Below are 21,101 nucleotides of genomic sequence, written 5' to 3'. Positions count from 1 at the left end.
GCCGCTGGTGGCACCGGATGTGACGGCCGGGACGCGACGGCCGCGACGCGACGGCCGCGACGCGACGGCGGGGACCGCGCTCAGCGTCCCGACGGCCGCACCAGACCCGACTCGAACGCGAACACCGCCGCCTGCGTCCGGTCCCGCAGCCCCAGCTTCACCAGGATCCGGCCCACATGGGTCTTCACGGTCTGCTCGGCCACGACCAGGCGCTCGGCGATCTCCGCGTTCGACAGGCCCTGCGCGATCAGTGCGAGCACCTCCGTCTCGCGTTCGGTCAGCTCACCGACCCGCTGCTTCAACGGGGCCCGGGGCCGCTTGTCCAGGCGGGAGAACTCGGTGATCAGACGGCGGGTGATGCCCGGCGCGAGGAGGGCGTCGCCGGCCGCCACGACCCGGACCGCCTCGGCCAGCTGGTCGGCGGAGGCGTCCTTCAGCAGAAACCCCGAGGCGCCCGCGCGCAGCGCCTCGTACACGTACTCGTCGAGGTCGAAGGTGGTCAGCACCAGCACCTTGATCTGCGGTGTCGCCGTGGTGATGCGGCGGGTGGCCTCGATGCCGCCGAGCTCGGGCATCCGGATGTCCATCAGGACGACGTCGGGGGTGAGCTCGGCGACCTTCTCGACCGCGTCCAGGCCGTCGACCGCCTGGCCGACCACGTCGATGTCGGGCTTGGTGTTGAGCAGCACGGTGAATCCCTGCCGGACCATCTGCTGGTCGTCGGCGATGAGTACGCGGATGGGGCTGCTCGTCATGGGGTCGGTTCTCCTGTCAGGGGTGGACGGTCGGCGGGGTGTCGCCCCGCGGGAGGAAGGCCGAGATGGCGAAACCGCCCTGCTCCGTGGGGGCCGCGGTGAGGTGGCCACCCAGCATCGTCGCTCGCTCGCGCATGCCCAGCAGGCCGTGTCCCGCACCGGGGGAGGGTGGCACGGTCCATTGCGGAGGGGAGTTGACGACGCCCAGACGCAGCCCGTGGAAGTCGTGGGAGATCTCGACGCGTACCTCCGATCCCGGCGCGTGCCGCAGCGCGTTGCTGAGCGCCTCCTGGACGATCCGGTACGCGGACAGCTCCACCCCCGTGGGGTAGGGGGGCGCCTCGCCGCTGACGTCGGTGACGACGTCCAGTCCGGCGGCACGGGTGTTGTCGATGAGGGCGTCGAGCCGGTCCAGCATGGGCTGGGGGGCGTCGGGGGCGGTTCCGGTGCCGGGTTCGCCGAGGCCGTAGGGGTCCTCGCGGTTCTCGGAGCGCAGGACGCCCAGCACATGGCGCAGTTCGGTGAGCGCGTCCAGGGCGTTCTGCCGGATGCCCGCGAGGTTCTCCTTCAGCTCCTCGGAGGGGTTCTCCACCAGATGCGGGGCCACCTGGGCCTGGATGGAGATCACCGACATGTGGTGGGCGACCACGTCGTGCAGTTCGCGGGCGATGTTGGCACGCTCCTCCAGCAGGGTGCGCCGGGCCCGCTCCTCGGCGGTGATCGTGGTCTGCCGGCCGAGTTCGGCCTTGGCTTCCCGGCGACCGCGCAGCGCCATGCCGAGCGCCGCAGCGACCGCGAACAGCAGGATGGCGAGCACCGCGGTGCCCTGCTGTTCCGGCGCACCCACGATGTTCTGCAGGACATAGGTGACCAGCAGGGACAGGGCGAGTGCCTCGGCCGCCACCCGCGCGGGCACGCGCAGGGCGAGCAGCAGCAGCACGACGAGGTGCGCGATGAGCCCGCCCGCCGTCCACGGCCAGGTGAAATCGTGCGCGTCCCCCGCCAGCAGCCGCTGCCGCACCGCGAGGGCCCCGAGCAGGGTGGCCGCCAGCGACAGCCACCAGGCCGGGATGGGCCGCCGCAGGGCGAGCACCACCGCGCCGCCCTGCGCGACCGCGATCGGGAAGGCCAGCCCGAAGACCAGCCGCCCGTTGTCCTGGAGCTGTGCCGTGTCGCCGATGGTGATGCCGAGCGCGGCCAGGCACAGCACGGCGTGCGGCAGCCACCGCAACCGCTCGAAGCGGGGCAGCGGATCCGCCCTGAGGGTCCACAGGTCGTCGCGCAGTACGCGCAGCCAGCGCCGCACTCGGCTCGCGAACGAGCGCCGGGTCCCCGTCTCCGTCACGTGTCCAACCCTAGGCATGGTGGTGTTCCTTCACGTCACTCGCGCGAGCGGTCGGGCGGGACCGGACGATCCTGGACCGGCGGCCGGTCGAACGGCGAGGACCCTGTTCGTAGCCGCGGAACGCCGTCCAGCACAGGGCCAGGGCCAGGGTGAACAGCGGCAGCCAGGCCAGCCGGGCCGCCACCCAGCCCAGGTTCTCGGGGGCGGTGTGCAGGCCGGGCAGGTGACCCGTCGGCAGGAGCGTGGCCGTGGTGGCCATCAGGGCCGTCTGGTGCCAGAGGAAGATCGTCATCGCGGAGAGGTTGAGCAGGGCCACCGCCGCCCAGGCAAGTGGACGGCTCATCGCACGGCGCAGGGGTTCGCGCAGCAGCAGGGCCAGGCCGCACTGGGCCAGGCCGAAGGCCACGGCGGCCAGCGTCGGCGGGTTGAGGTTGGAGATGCCCGCGCCGGGGACGCCGACCATCGACGCCGGATAGCCCGCCCAGGCGACCAGCGCGGCCGTCGCCGCCGCGCCGCCTGTCAGCAGGATCCAGCCCGCGCGACGGCGCTCCAGCTCACCGCGGGTCCAGGCCGCGCCCAGGGTGTACGGCACGAGCCAGCCGGCCGCCACGTTCACCCAGCCGAGCCAGGCGGGGGCGCCCAGTCCGAAGCGGAGGAGGTCCACATGGAGGACGACGGCCAGGGGCCACAGAGGGTTGAGCCGCAGCAGGAGAGGCGTCGCCGCCGTCAGCGCCGCGAAGACCAGCAGGAACCACAGGGGGGACAGGGCCAGTTCGGCCAGGGTGTGGATCGTGTCGACGTCCGTGCCGGACACGAACAGCAGAGCCGACGCCGCTGTCCACAGGATGAGGACGGCCGCCACCGGTTTGAACAGGCGGGACAGCCGGGACCTCAGCCACTGTCCGTACGTTGTCCCGCGCGCCCGGGCCGAGGAGTAGCCGCGGGTCGCGACATGGCCGCCGACCAGGAAGAACACGGCGAGCGTCTGGAAGACCCAGGAGATCGGGGCCAGCCAGGGCATGTGCCGCAGCGGGCTCGCGGTGTGCAGGCCGGTTCCGTCACCGCCCGCCACCAGGGCCGTGACCAGCCAGTGGCCAAGGACCACGCCGAGGATGGCGAAGGCCCGCAGGGCGTCGACGGCCCGGTCCCGTCCGGCGGGGGTGGCTGCGTCGACACGCGCGGCGCCCTGCCGCACGCCCGTCCACAGGGACGACGGGGACGACGGGGGCGACGGGGACGACAGGGACGACAGGGACGCTGTGGACTCAGCCATGGGATGCCTCCGGAGTCTCGCCGAGGACGATGCGAGTCAGGTTCGCCAGCGAGGTCGAACCCGGCCTGAAGTAGTCGCTGTGACCGCCCGCGCCCGCCGCGAAGACCCGGGCGCCGAAGGACGGGGAGACCGGGTCGGTGCCGAAACCGACCGTCGTGCCGAGCAGGTCGAGCCGGACGTGCGGCACCTCCGCCACCCAGTCGTCGCTGCCGCGGGCCGCCCAGACGCGGGCCGGGGTGTGCAGGGCCGCGGCGGTGTCGGCGCCGGTGCCGGGGCTGCCGACCAGGGCGATGTCGTCCACGGCGACGTGGGAGGCGGCGCGTCCGCAGACCACCGAGCCGTAGGAGTGGCACAGGAGGGAGATGCGCGCCCCCTGGCCGGCCGTGACGGCACGCAGCTGCCGTACGAACTCCCGGAGCTTCGGGGCCGCTTCCTCGGCCCGGGCCGGCGTCGTGACCGTGGTGCTGACCGTGGCCGGTGTCTGGTAGCCGAGCCAGGCCACCACCGCGGTGCGCGTGCCTTGCGGGGCCTGTCGGGTGAGCCGCTCGTGCAGGGCGCGGGCGGCGTCGCGGAAACGGTCGTACGTGTCGATGGAGGTGTCGGAGCCCGGAACCAGCACCGCGACACGGTCGGCCCGCGCCAGGTCGCCGAAGACCTCCGTCGCCAGGCCGGCGCCGCGGCCGTCGAAGGAGAGGAAGTGACGGGCCGGGTCGGCCATCGCACGGTCCGCGGTGGCGCGTTCACGGTCACCGTGGGCCGCGGCCATACGAGACGCCTCGGCGGCGTTCACCCGATTCGCGGCGTACGTCTCGTCCAGCGTCGCCGCCGTCACCGGGGTGGCGACAGCGGCCGGGGCCGGAGCCGGTATCTCGGGGCGCGTGGCACCGGACAGCGGGACGACCACGGCACCGGTGATCAGGGTGGCGAGGAAGGCCCGTCGCAGTCTGTGGGCGCGGTGCCCCTTCTTCGGCCGGTCCGGCCCATCGGACCCGGCCGACCCATCGGACCCGGCTGAACCGGCGGACCCGGCTGAACCGGCGGACCCTGCGTACCCATCGGACCCGGCAGAACCGGCGGACCCTGCGTACCCATCGGACCCGGCCGAACCGGCGGACCCGGCAGAACCGGCGGACCCGGCGGACCCATCGGACCCGGCCGAACCGGCGGACCCGGCGGACCCGGCGGACCCGCCCGAACCGCCCGACGAACTCCGCCCGCCCAGCTCACCCGCCCCGCCCGACGCACGCACCTTCTCCGACGCGTTCGCCTCGGCCGCTTCCGCAGTGCGCCCCATGGTCGACTTCCCTTCCAGTCCGCCCGGCCATCGGGCTTGTCTGGATGGGAAGTTACGGATCGGCCTGGGTCACCCGCGTCACGCCAGGGAGCTCACCTGCGACGTAGCTCTCAGGTATTACGGGTATGAAGGGGCCTGCCCCTTCCGGGAGGACTCGCGCTGCGATACCCGCCGTCTCACCACGCCAACTGCGCGATCTCCTCCACCACCACCGCGCACGCGTCCGCCGCCGGATCGATCAGCGGGAAGTGGCCGACCTCCTCCAGCAGCGTCAGTCCGACCACCTCGCCCGCCTTCGCCGCCGCGTCCGCGTAGGACTCGGCGACCGCCTGCGGGACGACATTGTCCGTGCGGCCCTGGACAAGGGTCGTCGCGATGCCGGTCGGGAGCAGGAGCGCGGGGTCTGCGTAGGGCCGGCGTTCGGCGAACTCCACGCCGCCTCCCAGGAGTTGCCGCGCGGCACCCCCGCACACGTCCAGCTTGTCGGCGACCGTGAAGTCGGCGATCGGGGCCAGGGCGACCACGCCGCGCAGTGGCGCGGGGCGGTCGGTGCGCCAGGAGGAGTCGGCGGGCAGGACATGGCGGGCCGCGGCCCAGAGGGCCAGGTGGCCGCCGGCGGAGTGCCCGGTGAGGACGGTGCGGCGCGGGTCGGCCTGCGGGAGCGTCTCCCGTACGAGCGCCGGCAGCGCGTCCAGCGCGGCGGCGATGTCGTCGAAGGTGTCCGGCCAGCGCCCGGCGACCGGCCCACCACCGGCACCACCGGCACCACCGACACCACCCGCACTATGCACACCACCAGCACCACTGGCACCACCAGCACCACCAGCACCACCAGCACCACCAGCACCACCGGCACCACCAGCACCACCAGCACCACCAGCACCACCAGCACTATCCGCACCACCAGCACGACTGGCACCACCAGCACCACCCGCACCCCCGCCCTCGCCGTCCCCGGCCTCCGCCCCCCGCCGGTACTCCACGCTGGCCACCGCGAACCCCCGCCGCGCGAGGAAGTCCGCGAACGGCGTGACATGCCGCCGGTCGTAGGGCGCCCGCCACGCGCCGCCGTGCAGGACGACGACCAGCGGGGCCGGTTCGCCGGGAGTGGCCTCGCCGCGCGGGGCGTAGAAGTCGATCACCTGGTCGGGGTGGTCACCGTAGGTGGCGATGGCGTCGGGGTCGACGGGCGGGTGCGAGAAGACGGACTCCTCTTCGGCGGCGGCCCGGGCTGCTGCGACGTCGTCCGGCATGCTCCAACCTCTCAGCGACGAAACGGTTTTGGACGGAAGCGGGGGTGGCGGACCAGGTGGGAATTCGGCCGTTGGCGGGGACGGTATCAGGCGGGTGACGTGCGTGGACACGCGGATGTCACGCTGGGTGAGGGGTAAACGGTTCTGCTGTTTCGTTACGCTGTCATCGCGGCACGCACCGCAGCCGATCCCCGCACCAAGGAGGCCGATATGTCCGCCGAACCCGGCACCGTACGTCCCGGAGGGCGCACCGCGCGTGTCCGTGCGGCCGTGCTGCGGACGGCCGGGGACATCCTGGTGGAACAGGGTTTCGACGGCCTCGACCTCGCCGACGTCGCCCGCCGCGCCGAGGTGGGCAAGACGACCGTGTACCGGCGCTGGGGCTCGGTCACCGGACTGGTGGCCGACCTGCTCGCCGACATGGCCGAACAGTCCCTGCCGCGCGAGGAGACCGGGTCCGTCCTCGGGGACCTGCGGGCCAACGCCGCGCTGGTGCAACGGACGTTGGCCGATCCCCGTCAGGGCGCCCTGTTCCGCGCCGTCATCGCCGCGGCGACCTGCGACGAACGTACGGCGCACGCGCTCCGCCGGTTCTACGAGGTGCGGGTGGCGGAGTGGGCGCCCTGCGTCGGGCAGGGCGTCGCGCGCGGCGAGTTGCCCGTCGGGACGGACGCCGAGGAGGTCGTACGGGCGGTGTCGGCCCCCCTCTACTACCAGTTGCTGACGACCGGGGTGGTCCCCGACGCCCCCGCCGCGGAGCGCGCCGCGCGGGCGGCGTATGCGGCTGCCGCGGCGGGGGTGTACGTCGGTTAGCGCGGCGCCTGCCGGCCTGGCGTTACGCCGACCGGGCGAGCACCTGCCCCAGCACGCGCGCCGCCCGCTCCACGTCCGCGAACCCGACGTACAGCGGCGTGAACCCGAAACGCAGCACGTCAGGGCGGCGGAAGTCGCCCACCACACCATGCTCGACCAGCGCCTTCATCACGTCCCCGGCGCCCTCGCAGCGCAGCGCCACCTGGCTGCCGCGCTCCCCGTGGGCCACCGGAGTCACCGACTCCACGCGCCCCTCGGGGACGTACGCCGCGACGCACTCCAGGAAGAAGTCCGTCAGCGCGAGCGACTTGGCCCGCACCGCCTCGATCGACACGCCGTCCCAGACCTCCAGGGCGGCCTCCAGGGCCAGCATGGAGAGGATGTCCGGCGTGCCCACGCGACCGCGCGGCGCGCCGTCCGCCGGGGTGAAGTCGCCGCGCATGCCGAAGGGGTCGGCGTGGGAGTTCCAGCCGGGCAGCGGCGAGTCGAAGCGGTCCTGGAGGTCCCGGCGTACGTACAGGTACGCCGGTGAACCCGGCCCGCCGTTCAGGTACTTGTACGTGCAGCCGACCGCCAGGTCGACCCCGTGCTCGTCCAGGCCGACCGGCAGCGCGCCCGCGCTGTGGCAGAGGTCCCAGACGGCGTACGCCCCCGCCGCGTGCACGGCGGCCGTGAGGGAGGGCAGGTCGTGCAGCCGGCCGGTGCGGTAGTCGACGTGGTTGAGCAGGACGGCGGCCGTACGCTCGCTCAGCGCGGCCGGCACCTCGGCGGGTGTCACGGGGCGCAGGGTACGGCCGGTCATCCGCGCGGCCGACTCGGCAATGTACCCGTCCGTGGGGAAGGTGGTCGCGTCGACGAGGATCTCGTCCCGGCCGGAACCGGCGGGCTCCGCGGATTCGGCCATCCGGATGGCCGCCACAACCGCCTTGAAAACATTGACACTTGTGGAGTCACCGACGACGACCTGTCCGGCGGCCGCCCCCACCAGCGGAGCGATCCGGTCGCCGATCCGCTCGGGCGCGGTCCACCAGCCGCTCTCGTCCCAGGACCGGATCCGCAGCCGGCCCCACTGCCGCAGCACGACGTCCTCGACCCGTCCCGGCACGTTCGCCGGGAGGGCGCCCAGCGAATTGCCGTCGAGGTAGACGACCTCGTCGAGCACGAACTCGGCTCGCTTGCCCGCGAGTTCGTCGTCCGCGTCCAGCTTCTCGGCCTTCATGGCGAGCTCGGCCTTCATGGCGAGTTCAGCCTTCATGGCGAGCTCGGCCTTCATGGCGAGTTCAGCCTGCTCAGACATGGGACCTCGCCGTCCACAGCTCCGGGAAGACGTTCTTCCGCGCGCGCTTCTCCAGCCAGGCCACCCCGGCCGAGCCGCCCGTGCCGGACTTGGCGCCCATCGCGCGCCGGGTGGCGACGAGGTGGTCGTTGCGCCAGCGCCAGACCAGTTCGGCGACGTCGGTCAGCGCCTCGCCGAGGCGGGTGAGTTCGGAGTTCTGGTCGCCGGAGTAGATGTCGGTCCACACGGCCTCCACCGCGTCCGACGGCTCGTACCGCTGGGACACGTCGCGGGTCAGCACGCTCCGCGGGACCGGGCAGCCGCGCCGGGCGAGGAAGCGCAGCACCTCGTCGTAGAGGCTCGGCTCGTGCAGGGCCTTCTCCAGCTCCGCGTGGACGCGCGGGGCGCCGCGGTGCGGGACCAGCATGGACGCGGACTTCTCGGCGAGCAGGAACTCCATCCGGCGGTACATCGCGGACTGGAAGCCGGAGCCCTCGCCGAGGGCGCTGCGGTACGCGTTGAACTGGGCCGGTGTGAGCTGGCCGAGGGGCTTCCAGGAGGCGTTCAGGGCGTCCAGTTCCCGTACGGAACGCTTCAGGGCGTCGATCGCCACGCCCGGCCGGTCCTCGCGCAGCGCCCGGGCCGCGGTCTCCCATTCGTGGACGATGACCGTGAACCACAGCTCCATCACCTGGGTCGTGACCAGGAAGACCATCTCTCCGGGGTCGTCGGAGAGGGTGTGCTGGAGGTGGGTGAGCACGTCCGCCTTGACGTAGTCCTCGTACGGCGTCGTGCCGGCGAAGTCGAGATTGGGAGTCTCGATCTCCTGAGGGTGGGACATCGCTGTCTCCTGTGTAACTCCGGGTAGCGGTCCGCCCTGCCGTTATCGACAAAGGGGCCCCGGTCCCCACCCGGCATCCTCAGGTATCTCCCCCCGCATCGCAAGGCCCGCCCTGGTCACGCGGCGGGCCTCACGTGGGGCCGGTGACGGCAGGCCTAGCCCAGGGTCTGGGCCGCCGTCGGCGAGGAGTCCTTCAGGAACTGTGTGCAGCGCTCGTACTCCTCTTGCTCGCCGATGGATCCGGCGGCGCGGGCGAGGGCGTGCAGGGCGCGCAGGAAGCCGCGGTTCGGCTCGTGCTCCCAGGGGACCGGGCCGTGGCCCTTCCAGCCGCTGCGGCGCAGGGAGTCCAGGCCGCGGTGGTAGCCCGTGCGGGCGTATGCGTACGACTCCACGACGCTGCCGCGCTCGAACGCCTCGTCGGCCAGTTGGGCCCAGGCCAGGGAGGAGGTGGGGTACTTCGCGGCGACGTCCGCGGGGGCCGTGCCGCCGGCGAGGAGCTCGCGCGGCTCCGGGTCGTCGGGGAGGTGGGTCGGGGGCGGGCCCCCGAGGAGGTTTTCGTGAATGGCCATGGGTTCAAGTGTGGGCCATAGCCCCCGGCCCCGCGCACAGTCCCTCGCCCCCGCCGCCCCTACCCGTCCCATCCCTGGGGGCTCCGCCCCCAGACCCCCGCTGTCGGCCCTCCGGTCCTCGTCCTCAAACGCCGGACGGGCTGAAGGGCCTGTAGGGGCGCGGGGCTGTGTCGATTTGCGGCTCCGCCGCGTGGGCGCGACCAGCCCCCGCCGGCCCGCACCCGAAGAACGACCCGGGGTCGAAGGGGCGGAGCCCCTGGGGATGGGACGGGTAGGGGCGGCGGGGGCGAGGAGAGTGGTCAGGCGGGCGCGTCGCCCTCGACCGTCAACCGGCCCCTGCTCCGCACCCCCTCCAACGGCGGCGCCGTGACCGACCCGTGGTGGAGGCATTCCGGCTTGCGGCAGTCCGGCGGAAGGGGACGTACCGTCGCGAAGGCGACCACGGCACCGACCACGAGGGTCCCCGCACACCACACCATCGCCTGCCCGAACGAGTCGTCGAAGGCGGCCGGCGAGCGATACGCCTCCTCCCCCATCCCGGCGAGCAACGGCAGCGCGGCCACCGCGACCAGCCCCGCGGCCCGCGCCGCCGCGTTGTTGACACCGCTGGCCAGCCCCGCCCGGGCGGTGTCGACGGAGGCCAGGACGGTGGCTGTCAGAGGCGCCACCAGGGTGACCATGCCGAGCCCGAGGACGAGCAGGGCAGGAAGGACGTCGAGGAGGTACGAGGCGTCAGGACCGACCCGCAGCATCAGCAGCATCCCGGCCGCGCACAGCAGCGGCCCCGCCGTCAGCGGGATCCGGGGCCCGATCCGGTCGGCGAGGGCACCCGAGCGGGCCGAGAACAGCAGCATCAGGGCGGTCGTCGGCAGCAGGGCCGTACCGGCGCCGAGCGCGGAGTAGCCGACGACGACCTGGAGCTGGAGGGCGGCGAGGAAGAAGAAGCCGCCGAAGGCCGCGTAGACGCAGAGAGTGACGAGGTTGACCGCCGTGAACTGGCGGGATCTGAAGATGTCCAGCGGCATCATCGGATCGGGACGACGGCGCTCGACGTACACGAAGGCCACCCCGGCCGCCACGCCCCCCACCGCGGTGAGGGCCACGACCAGCGAGCCCGACCGGGCCTCGATCAGCGCGTACGTCACCAGGGCGAGGGACAGCGCGCCGAGGACCGCGCCCAGTACGTCGAAGCGGGCGGCGTGCGCCCGGCCGTCCCCCGACTCCGGAACGTGCCGCAGCGCGATCGGCACGCACACCAGCGCCACCGGCACGTTGAGCAGGAACACCCAGCGCCACCCCGGCCCGTCCACCAGCCAGCCGCCCAGGAACGGGCCCACCGCGGCGCCGATGCCTCCGAACCCCGACCACAGGCCGACGGCCCGCCCCCTGTCGTCGGGGTGGAAGGACGCCTGGATCAGCGCCAGCGAGCCCGGCGTGAGGAGCGCCCCGCCGACCCCCTGCAGCGCCCTGGCCGCGATGAGGACCCCGGCGTTCGGGGCGATCCCGCACAGCAGTGAGGCCACGGCGAACCACACCACGCCCACCACGAAGATCCGACGCCGCCCGTAGCGGTCCCCCAGCGAACCGCCGAGCAGGATCAGCCCGGCCAGCGTGAGCATGTACGCGTTGACCGTCCACTGGAGCGCCGCGAGGTCGGCGTCCAGGTCCTCACCGATACGCGGGAGGGCGACGTTGACGACGGTCGAGTCCAGCATCGCCATGCTGGAGCCGAGGACGGTGGTGAGCAGGATCCATTTGCCCTGCGGTGAGGCCAGCCGGACGTCGGGCATGACCCCAGGTATACAACGAGCCCGGCGCCGTGGGCAGGCGCCGGGCTCGGAAGTCCCCGACAGGTCCCGACAGGTCCCGGGAGGGACCCGGGAGGGACCCGGAGAACTACTTGATCTTCGTACCCGTGGACCGCAGGTGGCCGCAGGCCTCCGTCACGCGCGCGGCCATGCTGGCCTCGGCGAGCTTGCCCCAGGTCCGCGGGTCGTAGGTCTTCTTGTTGCCGACCTCGCCGTCGACCTTCAGGACACCGTCGTAGTTCTGGAACATGTGGGCCGCCACCGGACGCGTGAAGGCGTACTGGGTGTCGGTGTCGATGTTCATCTTGACGACGCCGTTCTCCAGCGCGGTCGCGATCTCCTCGGCGGAGGAGCCGGAGCCGCCGTGGAAGACGAAGTCGAACGGGGACGCCTTGCCGTACTTGGCGGCGACGCCGTCGTTCAGCTCCTTCAGCAGCTCGGGGCGGAGCACGACGTTGCCCGGCTTGTACACGCCGTGCACGTTGCCGAAGGAGGCGGCGAGCAGGTAGCGGCCCTTCTCGCCGAGGCCGAGGGCCTCGACCGTACGGAAGGCGTCGTCGACGGTCGTGTAGAGGGAGTCGTTGATCTCGTGCGAGACGCCGTCCTCCTCGCCACCGGTCGGGGTGATCTCGACCTCAAGGATGATCTTCGCGGCGCGGGCGCGCTCCAGGAGCTCCTGCGCGATGGAGAGGTTGTCGGCGAGGGTCTCGGCCGAGCCGTCCCACATGTGCGACTGGAACAGCGGGTTCTCACCGCGCGCGACACGCTCCTCGGACACGGCGAGCAGCGGGCGTACGTACCCGTCGAGCTTGTCCTTCGGGCAGTGGTCCGTGTGCAGGGCGACGGTGATGTCGTACTTCTTGGCGACGATGTGCGCGAACTCGGCCAGGGCGACGGCGCCGGTGACCATGTCCTTGCTGTGCTGGCCGCCGAGGAACTCCGCACCACCCGTGGAGATCTGGATGATGCCGTCGCTCTCCGCCTCCGCGAAGCCGCGCAGGGCCGCGTGCAGGGTCTGGGAGGAGGTCACGTTGATGGCCGGGTAGGCGAACTTGCCTGCCTTCGCCCGGTCGAGCATCTCGTTGTAGACCTCGGGGGTTGCGATGGGCATCTGTCCGCTCCTTGGAGTGTGCGGGTTGACGTACTGACTGCGTACGTAACTGCGTACGGCGTTCTTCTTACGGCCCTGACCTAGACCTTGGGGGGGTTGCGACGTCGTCGTCGGCCCCATCTTTCCAGACGAACCGGGATGGTCCGAGCGTCTGTCACGTGCCGAGACGGCGGCCTTTTTCGGGACCGCCGATCAGTCCAGCCCGAGCTCGTCCTTGGCGTAGGCGAAGAGGTACGGCACCCCCGCGCCCTCCTGGATCTTCTCGGCGGCGCCGGTGGCCCGGTCGACGATCGTCGCGACGCCGACGACCTCGGCGCCCGCCTCGCGCACGGCCTCGACGGCGGTGAGCGGCGAACCCCCGGTGGTGGAGGTGTCCTCGACGACGAGCACGCGCCGGCCCGCGATGTCCGGCCCCTCGACCCGGCGCTGCAGCCCGTGCGCCTTGGCGGCCTTGCGCACCACGAAGGCGTCCAGCCGCTTCCCGCGCGCGGCGGCGGCGTGCAGCATCGCGGCGGCGACGGGGTCGGCGCCCATGGTGAGCCCGCCCACCGCGTCGAACTCCAGCTCGGCCGTCAGATCGAGCAGCACCTGCCCGACGAGCGGGGCCGCCTCACCGTCGAGGGTGATCCGCCGAAGATCGACGTAGTAGTCGGCTTCGAGCCCCGACGACAGGGTCACCTTGCCGTGCACCACGGCCTTGTCCTTGATCTGCTGCAACAGCTCGCCACGTACGTCAGTCATGCCGCCCAGCTTAGAGGCGCCGCCAGCTCCAGACGGTCGTGGCCTCCAGCGGTTCCAGGGGCGTGACCAGGCGAGGCAGGCTGTTCAGGCCGTTGGGCGGCCCGGTCTGCGGCTCGACGCACACGGCGGCCTCCTGCTCGTCGTACACGACCACCCACTCCTCCCGGCTGCTCACCTTCAGCTCCAGCTGCCCCGGCCAGGTGAGCGTGACGTCGACCCCGTCCGGCATCCCGAAGCAGTCGTCCCAGGGCCCGGGAAGCGGCTCGATCCGCTCCCCTGTGGGCAGATGGTCCTCGCCCCGCTCCTCCTGCCACCCGGGCGTGAAGTCGACCCGGACGTCCTGCGCCCCCTCCCCGCCGAGATTCCGGTTGAACCAGGGGTGCCAGCCGATCTGCGCCGGGAAGGACGTCTCGTACGTCTCGACGGCCATGGTCAGGCTGAGACTGTCCGCCGCGAGCCGCACGACCTGCGTGACCCGGCCGGTGTAGGGCCACGGCTCGACCAGGTCGTACGTGATGACGGCCTCGTCACCGGTGACCCGGGCGACCTTCCAGGCACCGTCCCGCGCCGTGCCGTGGATGGCGTGCGGCGGGGCGTTCAACGGCATCTGCCGCACCACGGCCCCGTCCAGGAAGCGCCCGTCCCGAATCCGCCCGCACCAGGGAACCATCGGAAAACACCCGAACCGCTCCCCCTGCCGCAACAACTCCCGCCCCGCGACCCGCAGGCCCCCGACCCGCCCACCGTTCCCCGGCAGCACGTCCACCTCCGCGTCACCCGCGGTCAGCGTGATGTGTTCGTTACTCACGGGACGACCCTACTGGGACGATCAACGCCCGTCCCATCCCCAGGGGCTCCGCCCCTTCGACCCCGGGTCCTCCTTCGGGTGCGGCCCGGCGGGGGCTGGTCGCGCAGTTCCCCGCGCCCCTCCTGGGGCTTCGCCCCAGGCATTCTCAGCCCGTCCGGCGTTTGAGGACGAGGCCCGCAGGGCCGACAGCGGGGGTCTGGGGGCGCAGCCCCCAGGGACGGGACGGGTAGGGGCGGCGGGGGCGAGGAGAACTCACCGCCGGCGCCGCATCACCCGACTCACCACGATCGCCGAGGCCAACACCACCGCGGCCGCCGGCGCAGCCCACCGCAACGCCGACCCCGGCACAACCGTCTGCGGCGCGGGAACCGGCGCATACCGCCCCCGCGGAGGCGCATGGTCCACTTCCTCCGCACTCCGCCCGATCATCGTCCGCCGGGCATGAGCCGCCTCGGCCACGGGAGGCTCACCGTCACCGGCGTCCCCGGGCGCCGCAGCGTCATCCGCATCCGGCGTCGTCTCGAAGTCACTGGTGACACGGGTCTCGAACTCCCCCGGCGCCAAGCCCTCGTCGGCAGTCCCGTCAGCAGTCCCGTCGGCAGCCTCCCCGGCAGTCCCGTCGGCAGCCTCCCCGGCAGTCCCGTCGGCAGGACTCCCGTCCTCGACGTCACGCCCCTGATCCGCCACCACCCCCAACTGCTCCCCGAACCGGTTCAGCAGCCGCCCCACAGCCGCCGACACCGCGTCGGCCGAGAACTCCGCAACCCGCCCGTCCGCGGAGGCCGACCCCTCGAACCGCACCGTGGCCCCCGAGCCCTCCTCGGCGTCCCGCACCCACACCGTGAGCGCGAGCTTCACCGACCCGGTACCGCGCGCCTCGGTCGCGTCGCCCTCGACGGCGTACGACCCGTCCTCGCGCGCGGACACCCGAGCGGCACCCCGATAGGTGATGGTGTGACCGCCGACCCGCACCTTCAGCCGCCCGGCGACGGGCTCGGCTCCGGCGTCCTGCTGGAGCCCGGGGACGGCCCGGGCGACCCGCGCGGGATCGGCCAGCACCTCCCTGAGCCGCTCGGCCGCAACCGGAACGAACACCTCATGCTCCATGAGGCCCGAGCCTACCCAGCATGGCGAGAAGCGCACCCGAACATCCGGGGATTCTCACCGGGCACCGTCCCCGCGGGCGTATGCTCCCGGCCCCCGACCGCCCACTCCGCTGCCCCGCTGTCCGCTGGCCGCTGGCCGCTGGCCGCTGGCCGCTGGCCGCTGGCCCGAGTACCGCGGATGCACCAGGGTCGACGCCGCCAGCCCCCAGACCCGCGTCCGCTCCGCGGCCCGTGCCCCCGCCACCAGCCCCGCCCGCGTCAACGTCCCCAACCGCGGCGCCCCTTCCCCCGCGCCGAGCCGCAGCGCCGGCCGCTCCCCCCGGCCCGCCAGGATGAACCCCCAGTCCTGTGGCGCCCGCGTCGGCCCCGCCGAACGGTCGGGCCCCGCCGTGAAGCCGTAGCCGCCCCCGCCCGTGCCGGTGCCGGTGCCGGTGCCGGTGCCTCTGACGCTGTACCGGGCGGTGCGCAGCCCCGCGGCACGCAGCGTCGTGTCGACGGTCCAGAAGGCACGGGGCCGGGAGGAGACGGGTCCGGCGTGCACGGCGAGGCGGCCGGCCGGGGTCAGGGCGCGGCGGGCGAGGCCGTAGAACTCCTGCGAGTACAGCTTGGTGCTGGCCGTGATGCCGGGGTCGGGCAGATCGGAGAGGACGACGTCGTACGTCGCCCGTGGTGCGGCGCGCAGCCACTGGAAGGCGTCGCCGGTCATGACGTGGACGCGTTCGTCGTCGTAGGCATGGCCGTTGAGGGCGGACAGGGGAGGGTCCCGGCGGGCGAGGCGCACCACCTCCGGGTCGACCTCGACGACGTCGACGCGGTGCACCCCGGGGTGGCGCAGGACCTCGCGCAGCGCCAGTCCGTCGCCTCCGCCGAGGATCAGCACACGGGTGTGCTCGCCGCTCATCGCGGGGTGGACCAGCGCCTCGTGGTAGCGGCGTTCGTCGCGGCCGCTGACCCGTAGCCGGCCGTCGAGGAAGAGGTCGAGGGGGCGGCCGTGGGTGCCGCCGGTGATGACGACCTCCTGGAGGCCGGTCTGCAGTGCCACGCGTACGTCCCGGCCGTACACGGCGTGCCGGGCGGCTCGTTCGAAGTCGTCGACGAGGACGGCGGCGGAGGCGAGGACGCCGAGGACGGTGACGTTGGCGATCACCAGGAGCCAGCGGGCGCGGCGGGTGAGGTCGCGCCGGAACAGGCCGAGGACGAGCGCGCCCCCGGCGACCGCGTTGACGGCGCCGGTGATCAGGGCCGCGGTCAACTGGCCGAGCAGGGGCAGGAGCAGGAAGGGGAAGGCGAGGCCGCCGACGAGGGCGCCGACGTAGTCCGCGGCGAACAGGTCGGCCACCGCGCCGCCCGCGTCCTGCCGCCGGATGCGCTGGATCAGCTCCATCAGCAGCGGGATCTCGGCGCCGATCAGCAGGCCGATGGTGAGGGAGAAGGCGACGAGGAGACAGCGGGGGCCGCTGGCCCACAGGCCGCCCCAGTCGCCGGTCCAGGCGAAGACGGCGTACAGGGCGAGCGCGCTGCAGCCGCCGACCAGGGCGAGGACGGCCTCGATGGCGCCGAAGCCCGCCGCCGCGTAGGGGCGCAGCCGCTTGGCGACGAGGGAGCCGATGCCCATCGCGAAGACCATGACGGACAGCACGACGGAGGCCTGGGTGACCGAGTCGCCGATCAAGTACGCGGCGAGGGCGACGAGTTCGAGTTCGTAGACGAGTCCGCAGGCGGCGCAGACGAAGACGCCCGCGAGGACCAGGAACCGTCCCGTGCCCGGCCGGACCGGGAGCCGCGCGGGGCCGGCCCAGGGTGGCGGGGCACCGGGCGGGGCGGGCGCGTGCGGTTCGATCACGTTGCCGACGGTACGTTACGCCTGGGGCACGCTGGGTCACCCACACGTGTGGTGTTGACGCGGGGAACGTTTGCCTCAGGACCGCGGAGATCCCGCCCTGCGCCGTGGCGTGGCCGCGACCGCCCGTACTCCCACCCTGGTCCGTGTGGCCACCAGCTGCCCGTCCTGCGGGTAGGCGTGCCAGGTCCGCCAGTGCACCTGTCCCTCGTGGTGCTGGGCGAGCATCGCGGTGAAGGCGTGGGGGCTGCCGGGGAAGACCCCGGCGAGGCCGTGCGGGTGGTCGGCGACGAGGGCCAGCAACTCCTGTGCGCGGCCCGCGAACTGACCGGGTGACAGCATCTCCACGCGGGCCGCGAACTCGTACTCCCAGTCGCCCGCCCGCTTGGCCACCCCGAGCGGCAGGGGCGTGCTGCTGCCGGGCATACAGGCCACCGTCTCCGAACAGATGCCGCGCTCCTCCTCCAGGAGCACCTGGTGGGACGCGCCGAGCAGTCGCAACTGGAGTTTCGTGCCGGTCAGTTCGAGGTCGAGTGTGGCCAGCGAGGGCAGCGGTTCCCGCCCCAGGGCCCAGGCGAGGTCGGCCGCGCGCGTGTCGGTATAGGCGGTGTTCAGGGTCGTGAGCATGGGTCGGCTCCGCAAGCACGCAAAGAAAGGGAGGAAGGTGTCGGGCTCCGGCGGCGCTCCCGGCCGACACCGGGTGGGACGGCCCGGTCAGCCCGGTCGGCCGGTCAGAAGGGGTGTCCGCGGGACTCCGAGGGGCTGCGTCGGGGAATTTCACTGAATCATGAACTGTGGTGCCGCCACAGCGTTTTTACCCAAGTTCGTAGGCTTTCCATCCCTCAGAGGGCTTATCAGCTCAACTGTTCAACTCCGGCGTGCGCCGGGCGCACAGAGCGGGGCCGGTCCCAGGTACCGGCCCCGCTCCGTCCGGATGCGGTTCCCCCTGCTCGGGGAGCTCAGCTGCCCCGTGTCAGCTGCCTCCGCCACCGCATCCGCCTCCGCCCCCGCAGGACGACCCGCCTCCGCAGGACGAGCTGCTCCCACAGGACGAGCTGCTCCCACAGGACGATCCGCTGCTGCTTCCCCCGCTGGTCCACCAGCTGTCGCTTCCGCTGCGCCGCGAGCCGCTCCGGCGGCTGTACGTGCGGTGGGTCTGACCTCCGGCGGCGCGTGCGATGGACACGACGATCCCTACGAACACCAACGCGACCAGCGCCCCCACGATGACTGTGGCCATGGCGTCAGCCTCCTTCCGTTCCCCCGAAGCGGCCCGAGGCGTCCCCCCGTGGGCGCCTCCCGCTCGGTGCGTGGCAGTCAGATGCCCGGCCGTCTCACGGGCCAAAGCAGAGTTGAGGAACTCCAGAGCTTGGGCGCAGGATGACCGGCATGACCTCCACCTCCCGCCCCCTGCTCAACCGCCGTCTCGCCGAGTTCGGGACGACGATCTTCGCCGAGATGTCCGCGCTGGCCCTGAGCACCGGGTCCATCAACCTGGGGCAGGGCTTCCCCGACACCGACGGGCCCGAGGAGGTCCGTGAGGCGGCCGTGCGGGCCCTGCGGGACGGGCGCGGCAACCAGTACCCGCCGGGGCCGGGCGTTCCCGCGCTGCGTGCCGCGATCTCGGCGCACCAGGAGCGGCGCTACGGGCTGTCGTACGACGTCGACACCGAGGTCCTGGTCACCGCGGGTGCCACCGAGGCCATCGCGGCGACCCTGCTGGCGCTGCTGGAGCCGGGCGACGAGGTCATCGCCCTGGAGCCGTACTACGACTCCTACGCGGCCTGCATCGCCATGGCGGGCGGCACGCGCGTGCCGGTCACGCTGCGTCCGCACGAGGGCAGTTTCCGGCTGGACCTCGACGAGCTGCGTGACGCCGTCACCGACCGCACCCGGCTGCTGCTGATCAACACCCCGCACAACCCGACCGGCACGGTCCTCACCCGTGCGGAGCTGGCCGCCGTCGCCGAGCTGGCCGTCGAGCGGGATCTGCTGGTCGTGACCGACGAGGTGTACGAGCACCTCGTCTTCGACGACGCCGAGCATCTGCCGCTGGCCGGCTTCCCGGGGATGCGGGAGCGGACGGTGACGATCGGGTCGGCGGGCAAGACGTTCTCGTTCACCGGCTGGAAGGTCGGCTGGGCTACCGGCAGCCGGGAACTCGTGACCGCCGTCCGTTCCGCCAAGCAGTTCCTGACGTATGTCTCGTCGGGCCCGTTCCAGTACGCCGTCGCCGAGGCGCTCGCGCTGCCGGACACGTACTTCGAGACGCTCCGCGCGGACATGCGGGCCAAGCGGGACGTGCTGGCGGCCGGGCTCGCGGAGGCGGGGTTCGAGGTGTTCCGTCCGGCGGGCACGTACTTCATCACCACCGACATCCGGCCCCTCGGCGAGTCCGACGGCTTCGCCTTCTGCCGGGCGCTGCCCGAGCGCGCGGGCGTGGTCGCCATCCCGAACGCCGTCTTCTACGACCACCGCGAGGCCGGAGCGCCCTTCGTGCGGTTCGCCTTCTGCAAGCGGACAGATGTGTTGCAGGCAGCAACAGATCGACTACTTCAGCTGCGGAAAGGCTGAGCTTCGAACGCGTCACACTGTTGCTCTCCTGTGAACTGCGAACGGTTGTCCGTAGCCAGATAGCTCAAGGCGGCGCCCAGGCGCTCCGGGGAGTCCTTGAACGCCCGGAGGCCCCGGAAACAGTCCCGGCACAGGGCGCCGCGCACGGATTGCCGCCCTCCGGGGCCTTCGCGTGCAAGACAGGAGCACCGGTCACACGCCGGCTGCCGGGCCTCGCACGAGTGAGGCGCAGCCCGAAGGAGACTCCACGCCAATCCACACGGAATCCCGGACGTTGACGGACATCACTGCAAACTTGCCCCTCCCGCAGGGAAGCATCAACCCGTTACGGATGCGCACACCAGGGTGCACAACACCTTGCCCAGGGAAGGGACTTACGCATGCTCGACGCAGCGGCCATAGCCGTGATCACCGGCGCTGCCAGCAACATCATCGCTTACATGGCCCAAGGGCGGATCGATGCCTTACGTACCCGGCTCTCTGCGATCTTCCAGCGCGGGACCGTGCAGCAGCAGGACGACGCGTTGCGCGCGCTTCACGAAGACGCGGACGCGCTGGCGCAAGGCAGGATCAGCGAGGCGGAGGTCACCGCTCGATGGACTGCCTTCCTGACAGCGGCCTACCCGGACGCTGAGGCAGACATCGAGGCTCTGGCCTCCGCCATGCCACCCGGCACGAACACGGTCAACATCGGGTCGCAGAACAACTACGGGTCCGGGACCTTCATCGGCCGAGACAACCACGGCGACATCAACCCCACCCGTCAGGAGTCCTAATGGCGACCACCCGCCCCGAGGGGGAAGGAGCCCACGAGCAGCACAATCACGGCTCGGGGACCTTCATCGGCCGAGACAACTACGGCGACGTCCATAACGAGATGGTCGACCCGAAGACCAAGGCCCTGTTGGCGAAGATGACCGTACAGGCCCCGTCGCTGGCCAAGCTGCTCGACCAGGCCCTCCGAGACGGCGTGATATCACCGGATACCGTAAACGCTCTCGCGAGGGCGGCCCGAAATATCAATGAGGACGTCGCCAGTGCACTCCGGGAGGCGGGCCGTAACATCAATGAGGACGTCGCCCGCTCTCTCATGTTCGCGGGAAAAAGCATCAACCCCACCGTCGCGGACCAAATATTGAGGGCTACGGAAATTCTCAGCAAGGCCACTCAAGGACTAAGTATTGACGACCTCCACAAGGTCGCCTACAGGTTCGAGAGAACCAAGGAATCCCTGAATGGGTCAGCAGGTACGTTGGAACGTCTGGAAAGCGGCACCGGCCCATTCAGCCGCATAGACACAATCACGAGCGCCCTAAACAGTGCGGCCGAGCGGATCGAGCGCGTGGTGACTCCACCTCCGCCGAAGATCATCATCGATCGCGAGGCAACCGTGAAAAGCTTTCTTCTGGGGGGTCGCAGTAGGAATGACAGCGATCGTCGTCTTCCTGATAGCGCGCTAATACAGGTCCGCCTCCCGACACTTTGCGGCACCGCACCCGGTCGCCTCGTCACATGAAGAGGCGACCGGGCTCTTCGCTATGCGTTGCATCCTTATGCCGCCTCTTGGTCCGCGTTTGCGCCCTGGAGCCACAGCCGCCGGAAACGGTCGCGCCCTCGGGCTCGTATGGAGCGGACCCGATTCCGGCAACGCCTACTGCTGCAGCAAGTTCTGCCTCGCTGTCCGTTCCGTAACA

Annotated in this window: 20 protein-coding genes; 4 read left to right on the top strand and 16 right to left on the bottom strand. The window is 72.0% G+C overall.

The features are described from left to right. Nucleotides 1-80 precede the first annotated feature (80 nt). The 5 genes from AQJ67_RS37705 to AQJ67_RS37685 form a co-directional block, all read right to left on the bottom strand. Nucleotides 81-755, bottom strand: a complete 675-nt coding sequence (locus AQJ67_RS37705) for a response regulator (protein ID WP_062723990.1) — start codon at nt 753-755, stop codon at nt 81-83. A gap of 16 nt (nt 756-771) precedes the next feature. Continuing rightward, complete coding sequence (locus AQJ67_RS37700; protein ID WP_062723989.1) at nt 772-2,118, bottom strand: sensor histidine kinase; 1,347 nt, start codon at nt 2,116-2,118, stop codon at nt 772-774. Next, on the bottom strand, nt 2,111-3,295 hold the full coding sequence (locus tag AQJ67_RS37695) for an acyltransferase family protein (RefSeq protein ID WP_425264213.1): 1,185 nt from the start codon (nt 3,293-3,295) through the stop codon (nt 2,111-2,113). Before AQJ67_RS37695 ends, AQJ67_RS37700 begins: the two co-directional genes overlap by 8 nt. Before the next feature lie 70 nt (nt 3,296-3,365). After that, the gene (locus AQJ67_RS37690) at nt 3,366-4,277 is read right to left on the bottom strand and encodes an alpha/beta hydrolase (protein ID WP_425264209.1); all 912 of its coding nucleotides are present in this window, start codon (nt 4,275-4,277) and stop codon (nt 3,366-3,368) included. Between the two features lie 566 nt (nt 4,278-4,843). Next, entirely contained in the window at nt 4,844-5,920 is a 1,077-nt protein-coding gene (locus AQJ67_RS37685; protein WP_062723987.1) for an alpha/beta hydrolase, read from the bottom strand. Between the two features lie 210 nt (nt 5,921-6,130). Here AQJ67_RS37685 and AQJ67_RS37680 point away from each other — a divergent pair, with 210 nt between their 5' ends. Continuing rightward, the gene (locus AQJ67_RS37680) at nt 6,131-6,733 is read left to right on the top strand and encodes a TetR/AcrR family transcriptional regulator (protein WP_062723986.1); all 603 of its coding nucleotides are present in this window, start codon (nt 6,131-6,133) and stop codon (nt 6,731-6,733) included. Between the two features lie 22 nt (nt 6,734-6,755). Here AQJ67_RS37680 and kynU read toward each other — a convergent pair whose 3' ends face one another. The 11 genes from kynU to AQJ67_RS48750 all read right to left on the bottom strand — a co-directional run bounded on the left by kynU (nt 6,756) and on the right by AQJ67_RS48750 (nt 17,933). Next, the gene (kynU, locus tag AQJ67_RS37675; protein ID WP_062724057.1) at nt 6,756-7,970 is read right to left on the bottom strand and encodes a kynureninase; all 1,215 of its coding nucleotides are present in this window, start codon (nt 7,968-7,970) and stop codon (nt 6,756-6,758) included. Nucleotides 7,971-8,022: 52 nt separating this feature from the next. Beyond that, nucleotides 8,023-8,850: a tryptophan 2,3-dioxygenase family protein gene (locus AQJ67_RS37670; RefSeq protein WP_062723985.1), complete on the bottom strand. Its 828-nt coding sequence runs from the start codon at nt 8,848-8,850 to the stop codon at nt 8,023-8,025. Nucleotides 8,851-9,005: 155 nt separating this feature from the next. Further along, nucleotides 9,006-9,419, bottom strand: coding sequence for a DUF3151 domain-containing protein (locus AQJ67_RS37665; protein ID WP_048585710.1), 414 nt, complete (start codon nt 9,417-9,419; stop codon nt 9,006-9,008). A gap of 299 nt (nt 9,420-9,718) precedes the next feature. Then, complete coding sequence (locus AQJ67_RS37660; RefSeq protein WP_062723984.1) at nt 9,719-11,209, bottom strand: MFS transporter; 1,491 nt, start codon at nt 11,207-11,209, stop codon at nt 9,719-9,721. 106 nt (nt 11,210-11,315) lie between these two features. Next, nucleotides 11,316-12,338 (bottom strand): class II fructose-bisphosphate aldolase, encoded by a 1,023-nt coding sequence (fbaA, locus tag AQJ67_RS37655; RefSeq protein WP_062723983.1) that lies wholly within the window; start codon nt 12,336-12,338, stop codon nt 11,316-11,318. A 192-nt stretch (nt 12,339-12,530) separates the two neighbouring features. Further along, nucleotides 12,531-13,079, bottom strand: coding sequence for an orotate phosphoribosyltransferase (pyrE, locus tag AQJ67_RS37650; protein WP_062723982.1), 549 nt, complete (start codon nt 13,077-13,079; stop codon nt 12,531-12,533). A gap of 10 nt (nt 13,080-13,089) precedes the next feature. Continuing rightward, nucleotides 13,090-13,887 (bottom strand): aldose epimerase family protein, encoded by a 798-nt coding sequence (locus AQJ67_RS37645; protein ID WP_062723981.1) that lies wholly within the window; start codon nt 13,885-13,887, stop codon nt 13,090-13,092. A 252-nt stretch (nt 13,888-14,139) separates the two neighbouring features. Then, nucleotides 14,140-14,994: an SRPBCC domain-containing protein gene (locus AQJ67_RS37640; protein WP_062723980.1), complete on the bottom strand. Its 855-nt coding sequence runs from the start codon at nt 14,992-14,994 to the stop codon at nt 14,140-14,142. Between the two features lie 54 nt (nt 14,995-15,048). After that, the gene (locus AQJ67_RS37635) at nt 15,049-16,836 is read right to left on the bottom strand and encodes a polyamine aminopropyltransferase (RefSeq protein ID WP_079056430.1); all 1,788 of its coding nucleotides are present in this window, start codon (nt 16,834-16,836) and stop codon (nt 15,049-15,051) included. A 75-nt stretch (nt 16,837-16,911) separates the two neighbouring features. Further along, complete coding sequence (locus tag AQJ67_RS37630; protein WP_062723979.1) at nt 16,912-17,460, bottom strand: DUF2617 family protein; 549 nt, start codon at nt 17,458-17,460, stop codon at nt 16,912-16,914. 332 nt (nt 17,461-17,792) lie between these two features. After that, nucleotides 17,793-17,933 (bottom strand): hypothetical protein, encoded by a 141-nt coding sequence (locus AQJ67_RS48750; RefSeq protein WP_208615114.1) that lies wholly within the window; start codon nt 17,931-17,933, stop codon nt 17,793-17,795. Nucleotides 17,934-18,213: 280 nt separating this feature from the next. On the opposite strand from AQJ67_RS48750, the gene AQJ67_RS37625 reads away from it, so the two are divergent. From AQJ67_RS37625 to AQJ67_RS37615, 3 genes are all read left to right on the top strand, one after another. Beyond that, entirely contained in the window at nt 18,214-19,407 is a 1,194-nt protein-coding gene (locus AQJ67_RS37625) for a pyridoxal phosphate-dependent aminotransferase (protein ID WP_062723978.1), read from the top strand. 380 nt (nt 19,408-19,787) lie between these two features. Beyond that, entirely contained in the window at nt 19,788-20,183 is a 396-nt protein-coding gene (locus AQJ67_RS37620; RefSeq protein WP_062723977.1) for a hypothetical protein, read from the top strand. Next, nucleotides 20,183-20,923 (top strand): hypothetical protein, encoded by a 741-nt coding sequence (locus AQJ67_RS37615; protein WP_062723976.1) that lies wholly within the window; start codon nt 20,183-20,185, stop codon nt 20,921-20,923. The genes AQJ67_RS37620 and AQJ67_RS37615 overlap by 1 nt, the downstream gene beginning before the upstream one ends. The last annotated feature ends 178 nt before the right edge of the window (nt 20,924-21,101 follow it).

The organism is Streptomyces caeruleatus (assembly GCF_001514235.1).
GTDB lineage: Bacteria > Actinomycetota > Actinomycetes > Streptomycetales > Streptomycetaceae > Streptomyces > Streptomyces caeruleatus.
Note: the sequence above shows the minus strand (reverse complement) of the source record. Positions and strands in the feature narration are given on the sequence as shown.